The sequence below is a fragment of the Caulobacter endophyticus genome (assembly GCF_029543245.1).
GTDB classification, from domain to species: domain Bacteria; phylum Pseudomonadota; class Alphaproteobacteria; order Caulobacterales; family Caulobacteraceae; genus Caulobacter; species Caulobacter endophyticus_A.
Genome location: NZ_JARQWV010000015.1, coordinates 95,926 through 112,367 on the forward strand (window position 1 = coordinate 95,926; position 16,442 = coordinate 112,367).

Consider the following 16,442-nt stretch of genomic DNA (forward strand, 5'->3'; position numbering starts at 1 on the left):
CTGGCGCGACGGTCCGCAGAGCCGTCGCGCCAGCGCCCGTCAGAGGCGCGGCTCTCTTTTGGCGCGGACCGTCGCGCCCCACTGATCCGGCCGTTTGACGCCGGTCCTCTCCGCAAAACCAGAAGACAGCCACGCCCGCAGAAGGCGTCGCGTCCGAATTGGGGGAACTAGATGACCCGACAATCCATGCTGCTCGCCGCCGCCAGCGGTCTGAGCCTGCTCGCCGTTTCTTCCGCCGCCTGGGCGCAGGAAGCCGCTACCGCCGATACCCAGGTCGAAGAAGTCGTCGTCACCGGCGTGCGCAAGAGCCTGCGCGACGCCCTGGGCGTGAAGCAAGGTTCCGACAAGGTGGTCGAGGCGATCTCGGCCAAGGACATCGGCCAACTGCCTGACGTGACGATCGCCGAGTCGATCGCCCGCCTGCCCGGCGTGAACGCCACCCGCGACCGCGGCAACGACAGCCAGGCCGTGGTTCGCGGCCTCGGCGCCCGCCTCGTGCTGGGCACCATCAACAACCGTGAAGTCGCCTCGTCCGAGCCCGACCGCAACGTCCGCTGGGAAGTCTATCCCTCGGAAGTCGTGCAGGGCGTGCAGGTCTACAAGTCGCAGTCGGCCGACCTGATCGCCGGCGGCGTCGCGGCCACCATCAACATCCAGACGATCGACCCGCTGGACTATCGCGGTCCGTCGGTCGTGCTGCGCGCCGGCCCCGTCTATTACGACGGCGGCAAGGACATCCCGGACTACGGCCAGACCGGCTACCGCGCCAGCGGCTCGTTCGTGCACAAGTTCAACGACGACCTAGCCATGGTGCTGGGCCTGACCTCGCAGAAGCAGAAGAACGGATACGTGTCGTTCCAAGGCTGGGGCTGGAACGACTCCAACATCCGCACCCCCGTCGGCGCCAGCGACTATAGCGGCGACCTGAACGGCGACGGCGTGGCCGACGCCACTCCGTGGGGCCTGCAACTCGAGGTCAAGAAGCTCGAGCAGAAGCGCGACGGCGTCTCCACTGGCCTGCAGTGGAAGCCGACCGACAACTTCGAACTGAAGTTCGACGCCCTCTACTCGAACATCAAGATCCGCGAAGACCAGGACCAGGCCGTCTACGCCCGCAACCGCGGCAACTGGAACAACGGCAACTGGGGCGACTACAACGGCGCCGGCGCGTCCTACACGCTGGAAAACAACGCCGTCGTCGCCGCGACCCTGCCTTACGGCTCGATCACCTCGGTCCTGGCCCGCTACACCGAAGACAAGACCCTGTTCGCCACCGGCCTGAACGGCAAGTGGAACAAGGACCAGTGGGTCATCGCCGGCGACATCTCGTACTCGAAGGCCGAGCGCGAGAACAACTGGCGCGCCGTCCGCATGGACAGCTGGCCTTCGTCGCTGAGCTATGACGTCCGCGCCGGCGCCAAGCCGTTCGTGACCGCCTCGCAGGATCCGATCTCGATGGTCCAGACCGCTCAAGCCGGCAAGGCCGGCGAGAACGGCGGCCAGAACGACGGCCTGGAGCAGCTGAACGACGAACTGGTCGCCGGGGCCCTGGACTTCACCCGCGACCTGGGCGGCACGTTCAAGAGCCTGCAGTTCGGCTTCCGCGTGTCGGACCGCACCAAGGACCACAGCCAAGGCCAGTGGTTCGTCTGCGCCAACCCCGGCAACCTGAGCAACATCTACGACGCCAGCCTGCAGGACGAGTGGGGCAACTGCCTGCAGTCGACCACCGTGCCGGCCAACCTGCTCAGCTCGTACAACATCGGCGGCTTCAACGTTCCGGGCATCATCACCGGCGACCTCGACGCGGTTGCTCGTGCGATCTACGGCGACAACGCCTTCAACTACTCGAACGCTCGCGACAACCTGGCCCAGCGCTGGAAGGTCAACGAGAAGGTCGGCGAGGCCTACGCCAAGCTGAACTTCGCGGCCGACAGCTTCGCCGGCTCGTGGCTGACGGGTAACGTCGGCGTGCGCGTGGTCACCACCAAGACCAGCAGCGACGGCTATCGTCAGGACGCCGGCGCCAGCACCTTCACCGCCGTCACGGTCGACAACGACTACACCGACATCCTGCCCTCGGCGAACGCCAAGTTCGACTTCGGCGACGGCAAGGTCGTGCGCGTGGGCCTGGCCCAGGTCGTGGCTCGTCCGCCGCTGGACGAACTGCGCGCCAGCAAGACCCTCAGCACCTGGGCGCCGTACACCGGCTCGGGCGGCAACCCGGACCTGAAGCCGTTCAAGGCCGTCCAGTTCGACCTGTCGGGCGAGTGGTACTTCCGTCCGGAAGCCCTGTTCGCGCTGGCCTACTACTACAAGGACGTCGACACCTACATCGGCTGGACCCAGACGCCTGAGACCTACAACGGCACGACCTATGCCGTTGCGACCCCGGTCAACGGCGGCGGCGGCTACATCCAGGGCGTCGAGGCGACCTTCCAGACGCCGTTCTTCTTCCTGCCGTCGGGCCTGGACAAGTTCGGGATCTACTCGAACTACGCCTTCGTCGACTCCGACCTGAACGAGATGACGCCGTCGACCAAGCCGCTGTCGCTGACCGGCCTGGCCAAGCACACCGCGACGGTCGACCTGTGGTACTCCAACGGTCCGATCGAAGCCCGCCTGGGCTACAAGTACCACAGCCCGATGACCGTGATTTACGGTTGGAACGGCTCGGAACTGCAAACCCTGGGCACGGAAAAGACCCTGGACTTCAGCACCTCTTACCAGATCAACGACATGGTCGGCGTGCGCTTCCAGGCCAACAACCTGACCAACCGCGCCATGCGCACCTACCGCGACGGCGACGAGAACCGTCTGGGCCGCTACGACATCTATGGTCGTCGCTTCCTGATGGACGTCACGGTGAAGTTCTAAGCTTCGCCTATCATTCCCCTCGCTTCGGCGAGGGGCTCTTTCCAGGACGTCACTCCTCCCCGACGATCCTTTGCTGGGGGAGGGAGCCTCGCCGGCTTCCTCCCTTCTTTTTTGCTTTGAGAGGTCCCCGATGGTCGAGTTCAGCCGCCGGCAAGCCCTGGCCGCCACCGCCGGCGTCGCCGCCTTCGCCGCCGCGTCTTCCGCCCGCGCCGCCAAGCCCGCCGCCGCTCCCGCCAAGAAGGCCGCGCCGGTCGTCGTCGACCTGGGCCCGCGCGAGCGCACCAGCCTGGACTTCGACTGGAAGTTCCACCTCGGCCACGCCCAGGATCCGGCCCGTGACTTCGGCTACGGCGCCAACCAGCGCACCTACGCCAAGGCCGGCGCCGACGCGCCCAACTGGTGGGTGGCCGCCGCCGCCCAGAAGGACTTTGACGACAGCGCCTGGACGCCGGTGACCGTGCCGCACGACTGGGCCGTCACCCTGCCGTTCGAGAACAACCCCGACTACAAGCCCAGCGGCAAGCCCGATGACGAGGACCTGCGCGCCGCCCACGGCTACAAGGCCATCGGCCGCGAGTTCCCCCAGAACAGCATCGGCTGGTACCGCAAGAAGTTCACCCTGCCGGCGGTCGAGACCGGGACCCGCCTGTCGATCGAGTTCGACGGCGTGATGCGCGACGCCGTGGTGATGGTGAACGGCTACGTCCTCGAGAGCGAGGAAAGCGGCTACGCCAGCTTCCGCGTCGACATCACCGACATCGCCAATGTGGGCGGTGAGAACCTGATCACCGTCCGCGTCGACGCCAGCCTGGGCGAAGGCTGGTTCTACGAAGGCGCGGGCATCTATCGCCACGTCTGGCTGGTCAAGACCGCCCCGGTGCACGTGCCCCAGTGGGGCGTGTTCGTGAAGTCGAAGGTCGACGGCACGCTGGAGATCGAGACCGACCTGATCAACGAAGGCGACGAGGCCGTCGAGTTCAACCTGGTCCACACGGTGCTGGACGGCGCGGGCAAGCCGGCCCTGGCCGTGGCCCCGGCGGCCGGCCGCCTGCCGGGCTGGCAGCGCCAGTCGCTGTCGCAGACCGTGACCCTGGCCAATCCGGTGCTGTGGTCGCTGGAGAACCCGCACCTCTATACCCTGGCGACCGAGGTGAAGGTCGGCGGCGTCGTGGTCGACCGCTACGCCACCACCTTTGGCGTGCGCTCGGTGCGCTTCGACCCGAAGGAGGGCCTGTTCCTCAACGACAAGCACGTCAAGCTGCAGGGGACCTGCAACCACCAGGACCACGCCGGCGTCGGCGCGGGCATTCCTGACACCCTTCAGACCTGGCGGATCGAGCAACTGCAGTCGATGGGCTGCAACGCCTATCGCGCCTCGCATAACCCGGCCACGCCCGAGCTGATGGACGCCTGCGACCGCCTGGGTATGCTGTTCATCGCCGAGACGCGCCGCATGTCCAGCGATCCGACCTCGCTGGACGAAATGGAGCGGCTGATCCGTCGCGACCGCAACCACCCCTGCATCATCCTGTGGTCGATCGGTAACGAGGAGCCGCAGCAGGGCACGGCGCGCGGCCGCAAGGTGGCCAAGACCATGCGTCGCCTGGTCAATCGCCTCGATCCGACCCGCGGCGTCACGGCGGCCATGGACAGCGGCTTCGGCGACGGCATCACCGCCGAGCTCGACGTCATCGGTTTCAACTACCGCCACGAGAAGATGGACGACTTCCACGCCCGCTTCCCGAACCTGCCGATCATCGGCAGCGAGAGCGGCAGCACGGTCACCACGCGCGGCGAGTACCTGCGCAGCGACGCCAAGAGCTATGTCCCGGCCTATGACACCGACCACCCCTGGTGGGCGACCACGGCCGAGAAGTGGTGGAGCCACGCGGCCGACCGTCCGTGGATGGCCGGCGGCTTCATCTGGACCGGCTTCGACTATCGCGGCGAGCCGACGCCCTTCAACCGCTGGCCCAGCATCAGCTCGCACTTCGGCGCGCTCGACACCTGCGGCTTCCCGAAGGACAACTATTACTACTACCGCGCCTGGTGGCGGAAAGAGCCGCTGCTGCACCTGTTCCCGCACTGGAACTGGGATGGCCAGGAAGGCAAGCCCGTCCCGGTCTGGGTGCACAGCAACTGCGACAAGGTCGAGCTGTTCCTAAACGGCAAGAGCCAGGGCGTGCGCGAGGTCAAGGCCAACCATCACGTCGAATGGTCGGTGCCCTACGCCCCGGGCGTGATCGAGGCTCACGGCTACAAGGACGGCAAGGTGATCCTGCGTCAGCGTCGCGAGACGGCCGGTCCGGCCGCTGCGGTGCGCCTGACCACCGAGCGTTCCACGCTCGCTGCTGACGGTCAGGACGTCGGCATCCTCAAGGTCGAGGTGGTCGACGCCAAGGGCCGCGTCGTGCCCAAGGCCGAGGATCTGGTCACGTTCTCGGTGACGGGCCCGGGCGAGGTGATCGGCGTCGGCAACGGCAACCCGACCAGCCACGAGAGCGATGTCGCAAGCCAGCGCAAGGTGTTCAACGGCCTGGCCCAGGTCATCGTGCGCACCAAGCGCGGCCAGACCGGTGAAGTGCGGGTGCTGGCCTCGGCTCACGGCCTGAAGCCGGCCTCGCTGGCGCTGAAGGCGGGCTAAGGGCTCCGCGCAAGATCCTTGCGCGAGGCGTGGAATTAGGGGTGGACGCTGGGCGCGAGCGCGGCAGTATCCACCCCTTCTTTCGCAAGCTTCGCCAGGATCGCCCATGCGCCGCCCGACCAAACTGCTGCTCGTTTCGCTGCTGGCCCTGGCGGCGGCGAGCCCGATGGCCAGCGCCGCGGCCGTCCGCGAGGCGCCCCAGGCCCTGTTTACGGGCCGCGACCTGTTCGGCCTGGAAGTCGCCTCCGATCCGCAGATCCGTCCCGACGGCGACCTGATCGCCTATGTCCGGGCCTCCAACGACATCATTGTCGACCGCGCCGTGCGCTCGATCTGGCTGATCGACACCAAGACCGGCGCCCAGACGCCGCTGGTGGCGGGGCAGGGGTCCGCCATGTCGCCGCGCTGGTCGCCTGACGGCCAGCGACTGGCCTATGTGCAGGTCACGCCCGACGCCGGCGCCCAGCTCTACGTGCAGTGGGTCGCTACCGGCCGCACCGCGCGCCTGGCCACCCTGGTCGAGGCGCCCAGCGACCTGACCTGGTCGCCCGACGGCAAGACCATCGCCTTCACCATGCTGACGCCCGACGATGGCGCGAAGCTGGGCTCGGCTCCTGAGGGCAAGCCCGAGAACGCCAAGTGGGCGCCGCCTTTGACCGTCGAGACTCGCGTCACCTTCCGGGGCGACGGCGAGGGCACGCTGAAGACCGGTTTCTCGAAGATCTACACCGTCTCGGCCGAGGGCGGCGCGCCGCGCCAGCTGACTTTCGGCAAGTTCGACGACCGGGGGCCGCTGTCCTTCACCAAGGACGGCCGTTACCTGCTGTTCTCGGCCAACCGCGCCGAGGGCTGGGAGCGCAATCCGGCCGAGGCCGAGGTCTGGCGCCTGACCCTGGCCGACGGCTCGCTGAAGGCCTTGACCACCCGTGTGGGTCCGGACGCCAATCCGGTGGTGTCGCCCGACGGCCGCCAGGTGGCCTATGTCGGCTATGACGACGCCCGCCGCCGAGGCTACGAGAACACCCGCCTCTATGTGATGGACATCGACGGCGGCAACAGCCGCGTGCTGACCGGCGATCTCGACCGCTCGATCGATAACCCGGTGTGGTCGGCCGACGGCCGCGGCCTCTATCTTTCCTATGACGAGAACGGTTCGGTGCGCGTTGCGCGGGTGGACCTGTCTGGCAAGGTCGAGACGGTGGTGACCGGCCTGACCGGCGCGGGCCTGGACCGCCCCTATAGCGGCGGCGCGTTCAGCGTGGCCCGCGACGGGACGGTGGCCTTCACCCAGGGCTCGACCAGCCGCCCCTCCGATATCGCCATCGCCCGCAAGGGCGGCGAGGCCAAGCGCCTGACCGCGCTGAACGCCGACCTGCTGGGCGCCAAGACCCTTGGCAAGGTCGAGGCCCTGCCGGTGAAGTCATCCTTCGACGGCAAGGACATCGGCGCCTGGATCGTCACGCCGCCCAACTTCGATCCCGCCAAGAAGTACCCGCTGATCCTTGAGATCCACGGCGGTCCGTTCTCGGCCTATGGTCCCAGCTTCTCGACCGACAACCAGCTCTACGCGGCGGCCGGCTACATCGTGGTCTACGCCAATCCGCGCGGCTCGACGTCGTACGGCGAGGCTTTCGCCAACGAGATCGACCGCAACTATCCCAGCCACGACTATGACGACCTGATGAGCGCGGTCGACGCGGCTGTCGCCAAGGGCTTCGTCGATACCGACCGGCTCTATGTCACCGGCGGCTCGGGCGGCGGCGCCCTGACGGCCTGGATCGTCGGCAAGACCAACCGCTTCGCCGCGGCCGCCACCCAGAAGCCGGTGATCAACTGGTCCAGCCAGGTGCTGACCACCGACGCCTACAGCTTCATGGCCTCGTACTGGTTCGGCAAGATGCCGTGGGAGGACCCGCAAGGGTACTGGGCGCGCTCGCCGCTTTCGCTGGTGGGCAACGTCAAGACCCCGACCCTGGTGGTCGTCGGCGACCAGGACCTGCGCACGCCGGTGGCCGAGTCCGAGCAGTACTATCAGGCCCTGCAACTGCGCGGCGTGCCCACGGCCCTGGTCAAGGTGCCTGGCGCCAGCCACGGCGGCCTGGCCGTGCGGCCCTCGCAGTCGGCGGCGAAGGCTTCGGCGATCCTGGCCTGGTTCGAGAAGTTCCAGTCGCCGCCGAAGTAATGATCCTCCCCCTGAAGGGAGAGGTGGCCCGAAGGGCCGGAGGGGGAAGGTCCTGATGAGGTTGAAGCGGCCGCAGCGGCGGCGTTCACTTCCCCCTCAGTCGCTCCGCGACAACTCCCCCTTCAGGGGGAGCATCTTGTTTCCGAAGAAAAAGCGGCGGGGCCTTTCGACCTCGCCGCCTGATCTCGTCCTAGACCCGAAGGCTTAGAACTTGGCCTTGATCGCCACGTAGAAGCGGCGGCCGAGCACGTCGTAGGTCGACGGATCGGTGTTGGCCTGCACGTTCGAGGTGAAGTACGGCGGCTGCTTGTCGGTCAGGTTGGTGACGCCGCCGCGGATGGCGTAGGTGTCGTTGATCTGCCAGTTGCCGTTCAGGTCGAGGTAGTCGACGGCGTCGATCTTCTCCGAGGCGTCGGCCGCGTCGACCATCTCGCCGATGTGGCGCCAGCGCACGCCCAGGTCCACCGGACCCAGCGCCCAGCTCGCCGAGGCCGCGAACTTCCACTCGGGGTGGGAGACGGCGACCGAGCTGATCGAGGTGTTGCCGATCGTGCCCTTCAGCTCCTGGAACTCTTCGCCGGCCAGGCTCTGGACCTTGAAGCTGTCGAGGTAGTTGCCCACCACGTTGAACTTCAGCGAGCCGTACTTGTCGTCGAGACCGACCGCGCCCAGGCCGAAGGCCCAGTCCGCCTGGAAGTCGACGCCCGTGGTCTTGTAGCGGGCCAGGTTCAGTTTGGTCAGGGTGAGGGTGTCGATCTCGCCCGTCGAGCTGTTGCGCGAGAACAGGCTGCAATAGTAGGCGCTGTTGGCGTCGCCGTTGTAGCACTTGTCCAGCACGGTGGCGGCGTCGATGGTGCCGATCGCGTCCTTGATGTCGATCGAGTAGTAGTCGATCGACAGCGACAGGCGCTCGAACAGCGGGTTCTCGAAGCGCGGCGTCCAGACGAAGCCGACATTGTAGGTGTCGGCGGTCTCTTCCTTCAGGTCCGGGTTGCCGCCGGTCAGGGCGTTCACCTGGCTGTTGGCGTAGGTGTAGCTGTCGATGATCGCCGTCGGCACGCCTTGCGACAGGCAGAGCGCGCGGACGGTGGCGGCGTTGGCGCCGGTCCGGTAGCTGCTGTTGTAGGCGCAGGGGTCGCCGCTGATCGACGGATAGTCCTGGTTCTGCGGCGAGTAGAGCTCGCCGATCGACGGGGCGCGGACGGCGCGCTGGTAGCCGCCGCGGACGCGGAAGCCGTCGACGATTTCCCAGTCGCCGTCGACCTTGTAGGCGCCGACGGTGCCGATGGTCTCGTAGTCCGACATGCGGTAGCCGGCGTCGAGGTTCAGCGACTTGACGAACGGCAGGTCCTTCAGGACTGGCACCAGGATTTCGCCGTACAGCTCGTAGACGTCGCTCGAGGCGTTGATGGCGTCGGCGGCGTTGAAGCCGACGACGTCGCCGGTCGAGAGCAGGCTGTCGGGCACGTACTGGAAGCTGTCGAACTTGTAGTCCGCGCCCCAGGCGCCGCGTACTTCACCGGCCGGCAGGTTGAACAGGCCGCCCTGGAAGTTCAACTCGACCATGCGCTGTTCGGCGGCGGTCCAGTTCTTGGTCGTACGCGAGATGTACGAGCGGCACGAATCCGTCAGGGCGTTGTTGCCGAAGGGGTCGTAGCCGCCGTCGCAGATGCTGGCGCCGCCGTCGGCCGCGTTCAGCAGGGTCTGCACCGCCGAGTGGCTGACGTTGCCCGACTGGGTCTCGTTCTGTTCGGAGCGGCCGAACGAGGCGTAGAGGTCGTAGGTCCAGTCCTTGAAGCCGGTGGCGCCGCGAACCCCGCCCGCCAGCTGGAACACGTTGAAGGTGGTTTCCGAGATGCGGGCCCCGACGTCGGTGAAGCGCTTGCGCAGCAGGAAGTCGGCGGTCGGGTCGGCGCGGCTGGCCAGGATGGTCGACAGGTCGTCCGGGATGAACGGGTTGGTCACGGGCACGGTAAAGCCCGTCGAGCTGGCGGCCGGCGACGGCGCCAGGATGGTGCGCGAGTCGTAGTGGGTGAAGTTGAACGAGCCGTAGACTTCGGCGTGCTCGTTGATCTCGTACTCGGTGGCCGCATAGGCCGAGTAGCGGGTCAGCGGCAGTTGAAGCAGGTTCAGGGCGCCGGTGTTGTAGGTGCCGTCCACCGGGATCGTCGAATAGTCGATCGCGTCCGAGCCGGTGTAGTTGACTCCGTTGTAGAACAGCGTGCCGTCGTTGTTGAAGCCGAGGTTCGAGGCGGCCTTCACCGTACCGGCGGCATATCCGTACTTGGCGAACACGGCGTCGACGGCGGCCTGGGTCGGCAGGTTCGTGCCGGTGGCGTCATAACGGCCGTACGGGGTGGTCGACGAGGCTCCCGAGATCTTCGCAAAGTCGCGGGCGGCGTTGTAGACCTCGCCGCGCTGCGAGTAGCTGACCGAGAACACGGCGTGGCCCTTGTCCTCGGCGTACTTGCCGCCGGCGGTCAGGCTGAGCGAGCTTTCCTTGCCGTCGCCCTGCTCGGTGACGCCGTACTGGGCGTCCATCTGCAGGCCGGTGAAGTTCTTGTTGAGCTTGAAGTTCACCACGCCCGACAGGGCGTCAGAGCCATAGGTCGCCGAAGCGCCGCCCGAGATCACCTCGATGTTCTGGATCAGGGCCGAGGGAATGATGTTGACGTCGACCGTGCCGTCCGAGTTGGACGGAACCACGCGGTGGCCGTCGATCAGCACCATGGTGCGCTGGGTCCCCAGACCGCGCAGATCGATGTTGGCCTGGCCGCCGTTGGACGGGTTGTTCGAGGTGGCCGACACGGCCGGCACGAACTGCGGCATCTGGTTGAGCAGGGTGTCGACCGTGACCGAGCCGGTTTTCTCGATCGCGTCCTGGCCCATGGTCATGATCGGGCTGTTGGAGACGTAGTCGCGGCGCGCGATGCGCGAGCCGGTGACCACCACTTCTTCGACGGCGGAGGTGTCGTCGGTCGTCTGGGCCTGCGCCAGCACCGGCGCGGTCGTCATGGCGATGACGAGCGCGGAAGCGCCCAGCAGATAGGTATTTCTAGCCATTCATAGTCCCCAGTATTCGCCAAGGCTTCGCGGCCAAGGCCATGGTGGCGGAATAAAATTTCGCCGTGGGGCAGGGATGGGCGGGGTTTGTTTCGTGATTGTGAGGTGAAAGTTCTGTAACGTTCGGATGAATTACAGGAACGGCGGAATGTGATTTAGCTCCAATCGTATACCGGAGACTTGCAGTGGGATTGGATATCGGGCGGCAATCTGTCGTCCTGTCTTTGAAGCAAATCGCCGTTTTATGTTGTGCTTGACGCAAACTGTCCGCGTGGCTCGGCGGCCACACACCGTGTTCGTCTTTCGCCATGGCGGCGGCGGCGCCCAAACTGTAGTCTTTCGGCCATGTCCGATGCTTCCGCCCGCCTTCGATCCGCCCTGGAATGGCGCGCGCCGGGGCGCGCCGCGCCGACCGACCGCTGGACCCCCCAGGAAGTGGCCGTAGGCCTGTCCTTCGACGGCCGGCCCCACACCGTGCTGATGGCCACCCCGGCCCAGGTCGAGGATCTGGCGCGCGGGTTCACCATCACCGAAGGCGTGGCCCGGGCCGACGAAATCGTCTCGGTCGAGGCGCGCACCGAGGACCTGGGCATTCTGGTCGACGTGCGCCTTTCCGAGGGCGTGGTCCGGCGCAAGGCCCGTCCGCGCAACCTGGAAGGCCGTTCGAGCTGCGGCCTCTGCGGCGTGCAGCGCCTGGCCGACGCGGTGCGGCCGCTGCCGGCCGCCGTCGAGGGCGTGCGCATCGCCCACGAGACCGTACCGGCGGCCCTGGCGGATCTCGAAGCCGCCCAGGCGCTCGGGCGCAGCACCCGCGCCACCCATGCGGCCGCCTTCTGCGACCCGGAAGGACGTGTCGTGTTGCTGGCCGAGGACGTCGGTCGCCACAACGCGCTCGACAAGCTGGCCGGGGCCATGGCCCGCGAGGGCCGAGACGCCGGCGTGGGCTTCGTTCTGGTCACCAGCCGCTGCTCGTTCGAGATGGTCGAGAAGGCCGTGCGCATGGGCGCGGGCATGATCGTCGCGGTGTCGGCCCCTACTGACCTGGCCGTGCGCCGGGCCGAGGAGTCGGGCCTGACCCTGGTCGCTTTGGCGAGGGCCGACGGCCACATGGTGTTTTCCCGTCCCGACCGGCTGGTCGAGGCGGCGCTGGAGGTTGCGTGATGGCCGATGATTCCAACTCCGCGCCGGGCAAGATCCCGGGCGTGAAGCCCTATGACGCCCCCGCCGGCGGCTGGGGCGCGCTGAAGGCCGTGGCCGGGGCCCTGGCCGACCAGGAAACCATCGTCGAGGGCGGCAAGACCCTGATGCGGGCCAACCAGCCCGAGGGCTTCGACTGCCCCGGCTGCGCCTGGCCCGATCCCAAGCACACCTCGTCTTTCGAGTTCTGCGAGAACGGCGCCAAGGCCGTGGCCTGGGAGGCGACGGCCAAGCGCGCCACGCCCGAGGTCTTCGCCGCCCACACCGTCAGCGAGATGCTGACCTGGAGCGACCACGCCATCGAGGATCTGGGCCGCCTGACCCATCCCATGGCCTATGACGCCGCCAGCGACCGCTACCTGCCGATCGAATGGAGCGAGGCCTTCGCCCGCACCGGCGCGGCGATCCAGGCGCTGGAAAGCCCGCACCAGGCCGAGTTCTACGCCTCGGGGCGCGCCAGCAACGAGGCGGCCTTCCTGTTCCAGCTCTTGGGGCGCAAGGTCGGCACCAACAATTTCCCCGACTGCTCGAACATGTGCCACGAGCCGACCAGCGTCGGCCTGCCGGACTCGATCGGCATGGGCAAGGGCTCGGTCAGCCTGGAAGACTTCGACCACGCCGACCTGATCCTGTGCTTCGGCCATAACCCGGGCACCAATCACCCGCGGATGATGGCCACCCTGCGTGAAGCCTCGCGGCGCGGCGCGACGATCATGGCCTTCAACCCGCTGGTCGAGCGGGCGCTGGAGCGGTTCGCCTCGCCGCAGGACCCGGTCGAGATGGCGACCCTGTCGTCGACCCCGATCGCCTCGCGCTACTATCAGGTGAACGTCGGCGGCGATGCGGCCGTGGTGCAGGGGCTGATGAAGGCCATCCTGGCCTTCGACCGCGCCGCGCGCGGCGCCGACGAGCCGGCTGTGCTCGACGACGACTTCATCGCCGAGCACACGGCGGGCCTCGACGTCCTTGCGGCGCACCTTGATGCGCTGTCCTGGGACGAGGTCGTGGCCGTCGGTGGCCTGTCGCGGGCCGAGATCGAGGAAGCCGCGGCCATCTACGCCCGCTCCAGCGCCACGATCCTCTGCTACGGCATGGGCCTGACCCAGCACCGCAGCTCGTCCAGCACCGTGCAGCAGCTGGTGAACCTCCTGCTGCTGCGCGGCAACATCGGCCGGGCGGGGGCGGGGATCTGTCCGTTGCGGGGCCATTCCAACGTCCAGGGCGACCGCACGGTCGGCATCTGGGAGAAGCCGTCGACGGCGCTGCTCGACTCTCTGGCCAAGGTGTTCGGCTTCGAACCGCCGCGCGACCACGGCCACACCGTCGTCGAGGCCATCGAGGCCATGGGCGCCGGCGAGACCAAGGTGTTCGTCGGCCTGGGCGGCAACTTCGCCGTCGCAGCGCCCGATCCGGTCCGCACCCACGTGGCCATGCGCAAGGTCGATTTCGTCGCCCACATCGCCACCAAGCCCAACCGCACGCACCTGCTGGTCGGCCGCGAGGCGCTGCTGCTGCCGTGCCTGGGTCGAACCGAGATGGATCTGCAGGGCGGGGTGCGCCAGTCGGTGACGGTCGAGGACTCGATGTCGATGGTTCACGCCTCGCGCGGCCTGAACCAGCCGGCCTCCGAGCATCTGATGTCGGAGCCGGCCATCGTCGCCGGGATCGCCCGGGCGGCGCTGGGCCCGGACGACGCGGTCGACTGGGAAGGACTGACGGCCGATTACGACAAGATCCGCGACCTGATCGAGCAGGTCTTCCCGACCCAGTTCACCGACTACAACACCCGCATCCGCCAGCCGGGCGGCTTCCGCCTGCCGGTGCCGCCGGCCGACCGCAAGTGGACTACGCCGTCGGGCAAGGCCAACTTCCTGCCGCACACCGGGCTGGATGATCCTCGCCGGGGCGACGCCTCGGCGATGCTGTTGACCACCCTGCGCAGCCACGACCAGTACAACACCACTATCTATGGCGAGAACGACCGCTATCGCGGCGTCTTCGGGCGACGCGACGTGGTTTTCGTCAATCCCGAAGACCTCGCGGCGCTGGGCGTCGAGGAGGGGCAGCGCATCGACCTGGCGGCCGCCTTCGATGAAACCGGCGCGCGAGTTGTGCGCGGCTTCACGGCCGTGGCGCGAAAAATTCCGCGCGGGTGCGTGGCCGCATACTATCCGGAAACCAATGCTCTAGTAGCACTTGAGGATCACGACCGGCGTAGTGGTACGCCGGCCTACAAGTCGGCGCCTGTGAGGTTAACCCTGCACGGCGCCTGACGGAGGGCCGCTGATCCACGCCCGGCGTAGTCCGCGAGGACGGGGAGCAGGGTGCTGGATACGGGTTTGCAGGCGCGGGTCGTCGAGGCCGCCGAGCTGAACGCCGCCGAGCGTGCGCGCTGGAACGTCCTGCGCGACGCCGAGCCGGTGCTGGGCGGCCCGTACTTCGATCTCCGTTACATCGAGGCGGCCGCGGCCTGCGCGCCCGGCTCGCGGATCGCCGTGCTGGAGCGCGGCGGTCGCATCGTCGGCTTCCTGCCGTTCCAGCGCCGGGGCTCGGCCATCCAGCCGCTCGGCGCGCCGATGAGCGATTTTCACGGCCTGGTCGCCGAGCCCGACGTCTGCCTGCCGGCCGTCCTGGCCCTGCTGGGCGTCGAGCGCATGCGGGTCAGCGGTCTGATCTCGCCCGTGCCCTTGCCCGAGCTTTCAGTGCGCTACGCCATGGCGGCAGACCTGTCGGGTGGCTTCGAGGCCTATCAGGCGACCCGCAGTTCCGCCTTCCTGAAGGACAAGCGCCGCCGGGCCCGCGCCCTGGAGCGCGACCACGGCCAGATGGTCTTCACCTTCGAGCGGCCGGCGCTCGACCTGCTGGCCTGGCTGGTCGCCCAGAAGCGCGCCCAGATCCGCCGGACGCACCAGCACGACATCTTCGCCTGCGGCTGGACCATCGAACTGCTCAACCGCCTGGCCGAAAGCGATGCCCCGGACTTCGGCCTGCGCCTGGCCGTGCTGCGCGCCGGCGGCACGATCGTGGCGGCCGAGCTCGGCCTCACCGCCGGCGATCGCCATCACCTGTGGTTCCCGATCTACGACCCGGCCTTCGCCCGCTACTCGCCCGGCGCGCTGATGACGCTGGAGACCCTGCGGGTGGCGGCCGGGCGCGGGATCGTCCGCGTCGACTTCGGGCCCAGCGAGGAAGCCTACAAGGAAGACTTCGCCGTGCCGATGGAGCCGGTGCTGGAGGGGGCGGTCGCCATGCGGCCGTCGCTGATGACCCACCTGCGCGGCGCGCCCGGCGCTGACCGCATCGACGAGGTCGGCAAGCGCCTGGCCCGCCGTCTCGACCGCATCGCCGCCTGCGAGCCCGGCCTGATCGGCCAGGTCAAGGGCGGCGCCAGTTTCGTCACCGGCCTGGGCCGGCGTCATCCGGCCGTCGGGGCCGGGATCGGCGTCGGCATCGGTCTTGGTTTGAGCATCGGCCTTCTGGCCGACTGAGGGAGGAGCAAGGCTTATGACCCGTCTCGTCGCGCCCTGGTCGGACGACCAGGTCCAGGGCTTCCGCAAGAGCCCGATCACTTTCCGCCATAACCTGGCCGAGACCGGCCTGTTCGACGACGACGCGCTGGCGCGTCTGCTCGACGCCTATCCGGCCGAGCTCTACGACATCAACCTGTTCGACTTCGACGCCGAGGGACAGGCGACCATGCGCACGGGCGCTCGCGGCCGCCTGCCGGGCCGCGAGGTGCTGGAAGGCGTCAAGGAAGGCCGCATCTGGGTGCAGCTGCGCCGGGCCGAGGCCTGGTATCCGGCCCTGACGCCGCTGATGAAGCAGGCCTTCGCCGAGATCGCGGGCGAGGCGAGGGGCTTTTCGCCCGTCCAGCTGAACGGCCAGCTGATCATGTCGGCCCCCGGAGCCAAGGTGCCGTTCCATGCGGACGCGCCGGGCGTCATCCTGTTCCACCTGCGGGGCCGCAAGCGGATCTGGATCTATCCGGTCGACGAGGATCACATGCCCCAGCAGGGCATGGAGAACATCATGCTCAAGCAGCAGACCGAGGACCTGCCTTATCGCCGCGACATGGACGCGGCCGCGGCGGTGTTCGATCTCGAGCCGGGCATAGCCGCCGGCTGGCCGCTGCACGCGCCGCACCGGATCGAGAACCTCGGCACCTTCAACGTCTCGCTGTCGGTGGACTATCAGACCTGGGGATCGCGCCTGACAAACGGCGCCCACTACGCCAACGGCGTGCTGCGTCGCTGGGGCCTGCCGGTGGCGGCGATGGACAAGACGCCGATGGCCGCGCGGGCGGGCCTGTGGGCCGCCTCGCTGGGGCTCAAGCGCATGCGGCTGGTCGAGGACCGGATCAAGGGCTTCGAGCGCAGCTTCGAGATCGGCGACACTCAGAAAGCCGCCTGATGAGGACGTGACAACCGCGTCATGACCTCGAATTAAGTCGTGTACGGCGGTCCCCGCGACTAGCGTTCC

At 67.9% G+C, this 16,442-nt stretch carries 8 protein-coding genes; 7 read left to right on the forward strand and 1 reads right to left on the reverse strand.

Annotated features, from left to right (window positions below; genetic code table 11):
- Positions 1-171: 171 nt before the first annotated feature.
- The 3 genes from P7A99_RS15520 to P7A99_RS15530 all read left to right on the forward strand — a co-directional run bounded on the left by P7A99_RS15520 (position 172) and on the right by P7A99_RS15530 (position 7,703).
- Entirely contained in the window at positions 172-2,877 is a 2,706-nt protein-coding gene (locus P7A99_RS15520) for a TonB-dependent receptor (protein WP_277794707.1), read from the forward strand.
- 130 nt (positions 2,878-3,007) lie between these two features.
- The gene (gene galA / locus P7A99_RS15525) at positions 3,008-5,521 is read left to right on the forward strand and encodes a beta-galactosidase GalA (protein WP_277794708.1); all 2,514 of its coding nucleotides are present in this window, start codon (positions 3,008-3,010) and stop codon (positions 5,519-5,521) included.
- A gap of 106 nt (positions 5,522-5,627) precedes the next feature.
- Positions 5,628-7,703 (forward strand): S9 family peptidase, encoded by a 2,076-nt coding sequence (locus tag P7A99_RS15530; RefSeq protein WP_277794709.1) that lies wholly within the window; start codon positions 5,628-5,630, stop codon positions 7,701-7,703.
- A 204-nt stretch (positions 7,704-7,907) separates the two neighbouring features.
- On the opposite strand, the gene P7A99_RS15535 is transcribed toward P7A99_RS15530, so the two are convergent.
- Entirely contained in the window at positions 7,908-10,766 is a 2,859-nt protein-coding gene (locus P7A99_RS15535; protein WP_277794710.1) for a TonB-dependent receptor domain-containing protein, read from the reverse strand.
- A 345-nt stretch (positions 10,767-11,111) separates the two neighbouring features.
- On the opposite strand from P7A99_RS15535, the gene fdhD reads away from it, so the two are divergent.
- Genes fdhD through P7A99_RS15555 form a run of 4 tightly spaced genes read left to right on the forward strand, consistent with a single transcriptional unit; the run spans position 11,112 to position 16,373 of the window.
- Positions 11,112-11,927 (forward strand): formate dehydrogenase accessory sulfurtransferase FdhD, encoded by an 816-nt coding sequence (gene fdhD, locus P7A99_RS15540; protein ID WP_277794711.1) that lies wholly within the window; start codon positions 11,112-11,114, stop codon positions 11,925-11,927.
- Positions 11,927-14,236, forward strand: a complete 2,310-nt coding sequence (locus tag P7A99_RS15545) for an FdhF/YdeP family oxidoreductase (RefSeq protein WP_277794712.1) — start codon at positions 11,927-11,929, stop codon at positions 14,234-14,236. The genes fdhD and P7A99_RS15545 overlap by 1 nt, the downstream gene beginning before the upstream one ends.
- A gap of 51 nt (positions 14,237-14,287) precedes the next feature.
- Entirely contained in the window at positions 14,288-15,451 is a 1,164-nt protein-coding gene (locus P7A99_RS15550; protein ID WP_277794713.1) for a GNAT family N-acetyltransferase, read from the forward strand.
- A gap of 16 nt (positions 15,452-15,467) precedes the next feature.
- Positions 15,468-16,373 (forward strand): transcriptional regulator, encoded by a 906-nt coding sequence (locus P7A99_RS15555; protein ID WP_277794714.1) that lies wholly within the window; start codon positions 15,468-15,470, stop codon positions 16,371-16,373.
- The last annotated feature ends 69 nt before the right edge of the window (positions 16,374-16,442 follow it).

Coding starts and splice junctions, on each gene's coding strand:
- P7A99_RS15535 (WP_277794710.1), bottom strand. CDS start 10,766: ATGGCTAGAAATACCTATCTGCTGGGCGCTTCCGCGCTCGTCATCGCC.
- P7A99_RS15530 (WP_277794709.1), top strand. CDS start 5,628: ATGCGCCGCCCGACCAAACTGCTGCTCGTTTCGCTGCTGGCCCTGGCG.
- P7A99_RS15545 (WP_277794712.1), top strand. CDS start 11,927: ATGGCCGATGATTCCAACTCCGCGCCGGGCAAGATCCCGGGCGTGAAG.
- fdhD (WP_277794711.1), top strand. CDS start 11,112: ATGTCCGATGCTTCCGCCCGCCTTCGATCCGCCCTGGAATGGCGCGCG.
- galA (WP_277794708.1), top strand. CDS start 3,008: ATGGTCGAGTTCAGCCGCCGGCAAGCCCTGGCCGCCACCGCCGGCGTC.
- P7A99_RS15555 (WP_277794714.1), top strand. CDS start 15,468: ATGACCCGTCTCGTCGCGCCCTGGTCGGACGACCAGGTCCAGGGCTTC.
- P7A99_RS15520 (WP_277794707.1), top strand. CDS start 172: ATGACCCGACAATCCATGCTGCTCGCCGCCGCCAGCGGTCTGAGCCTG.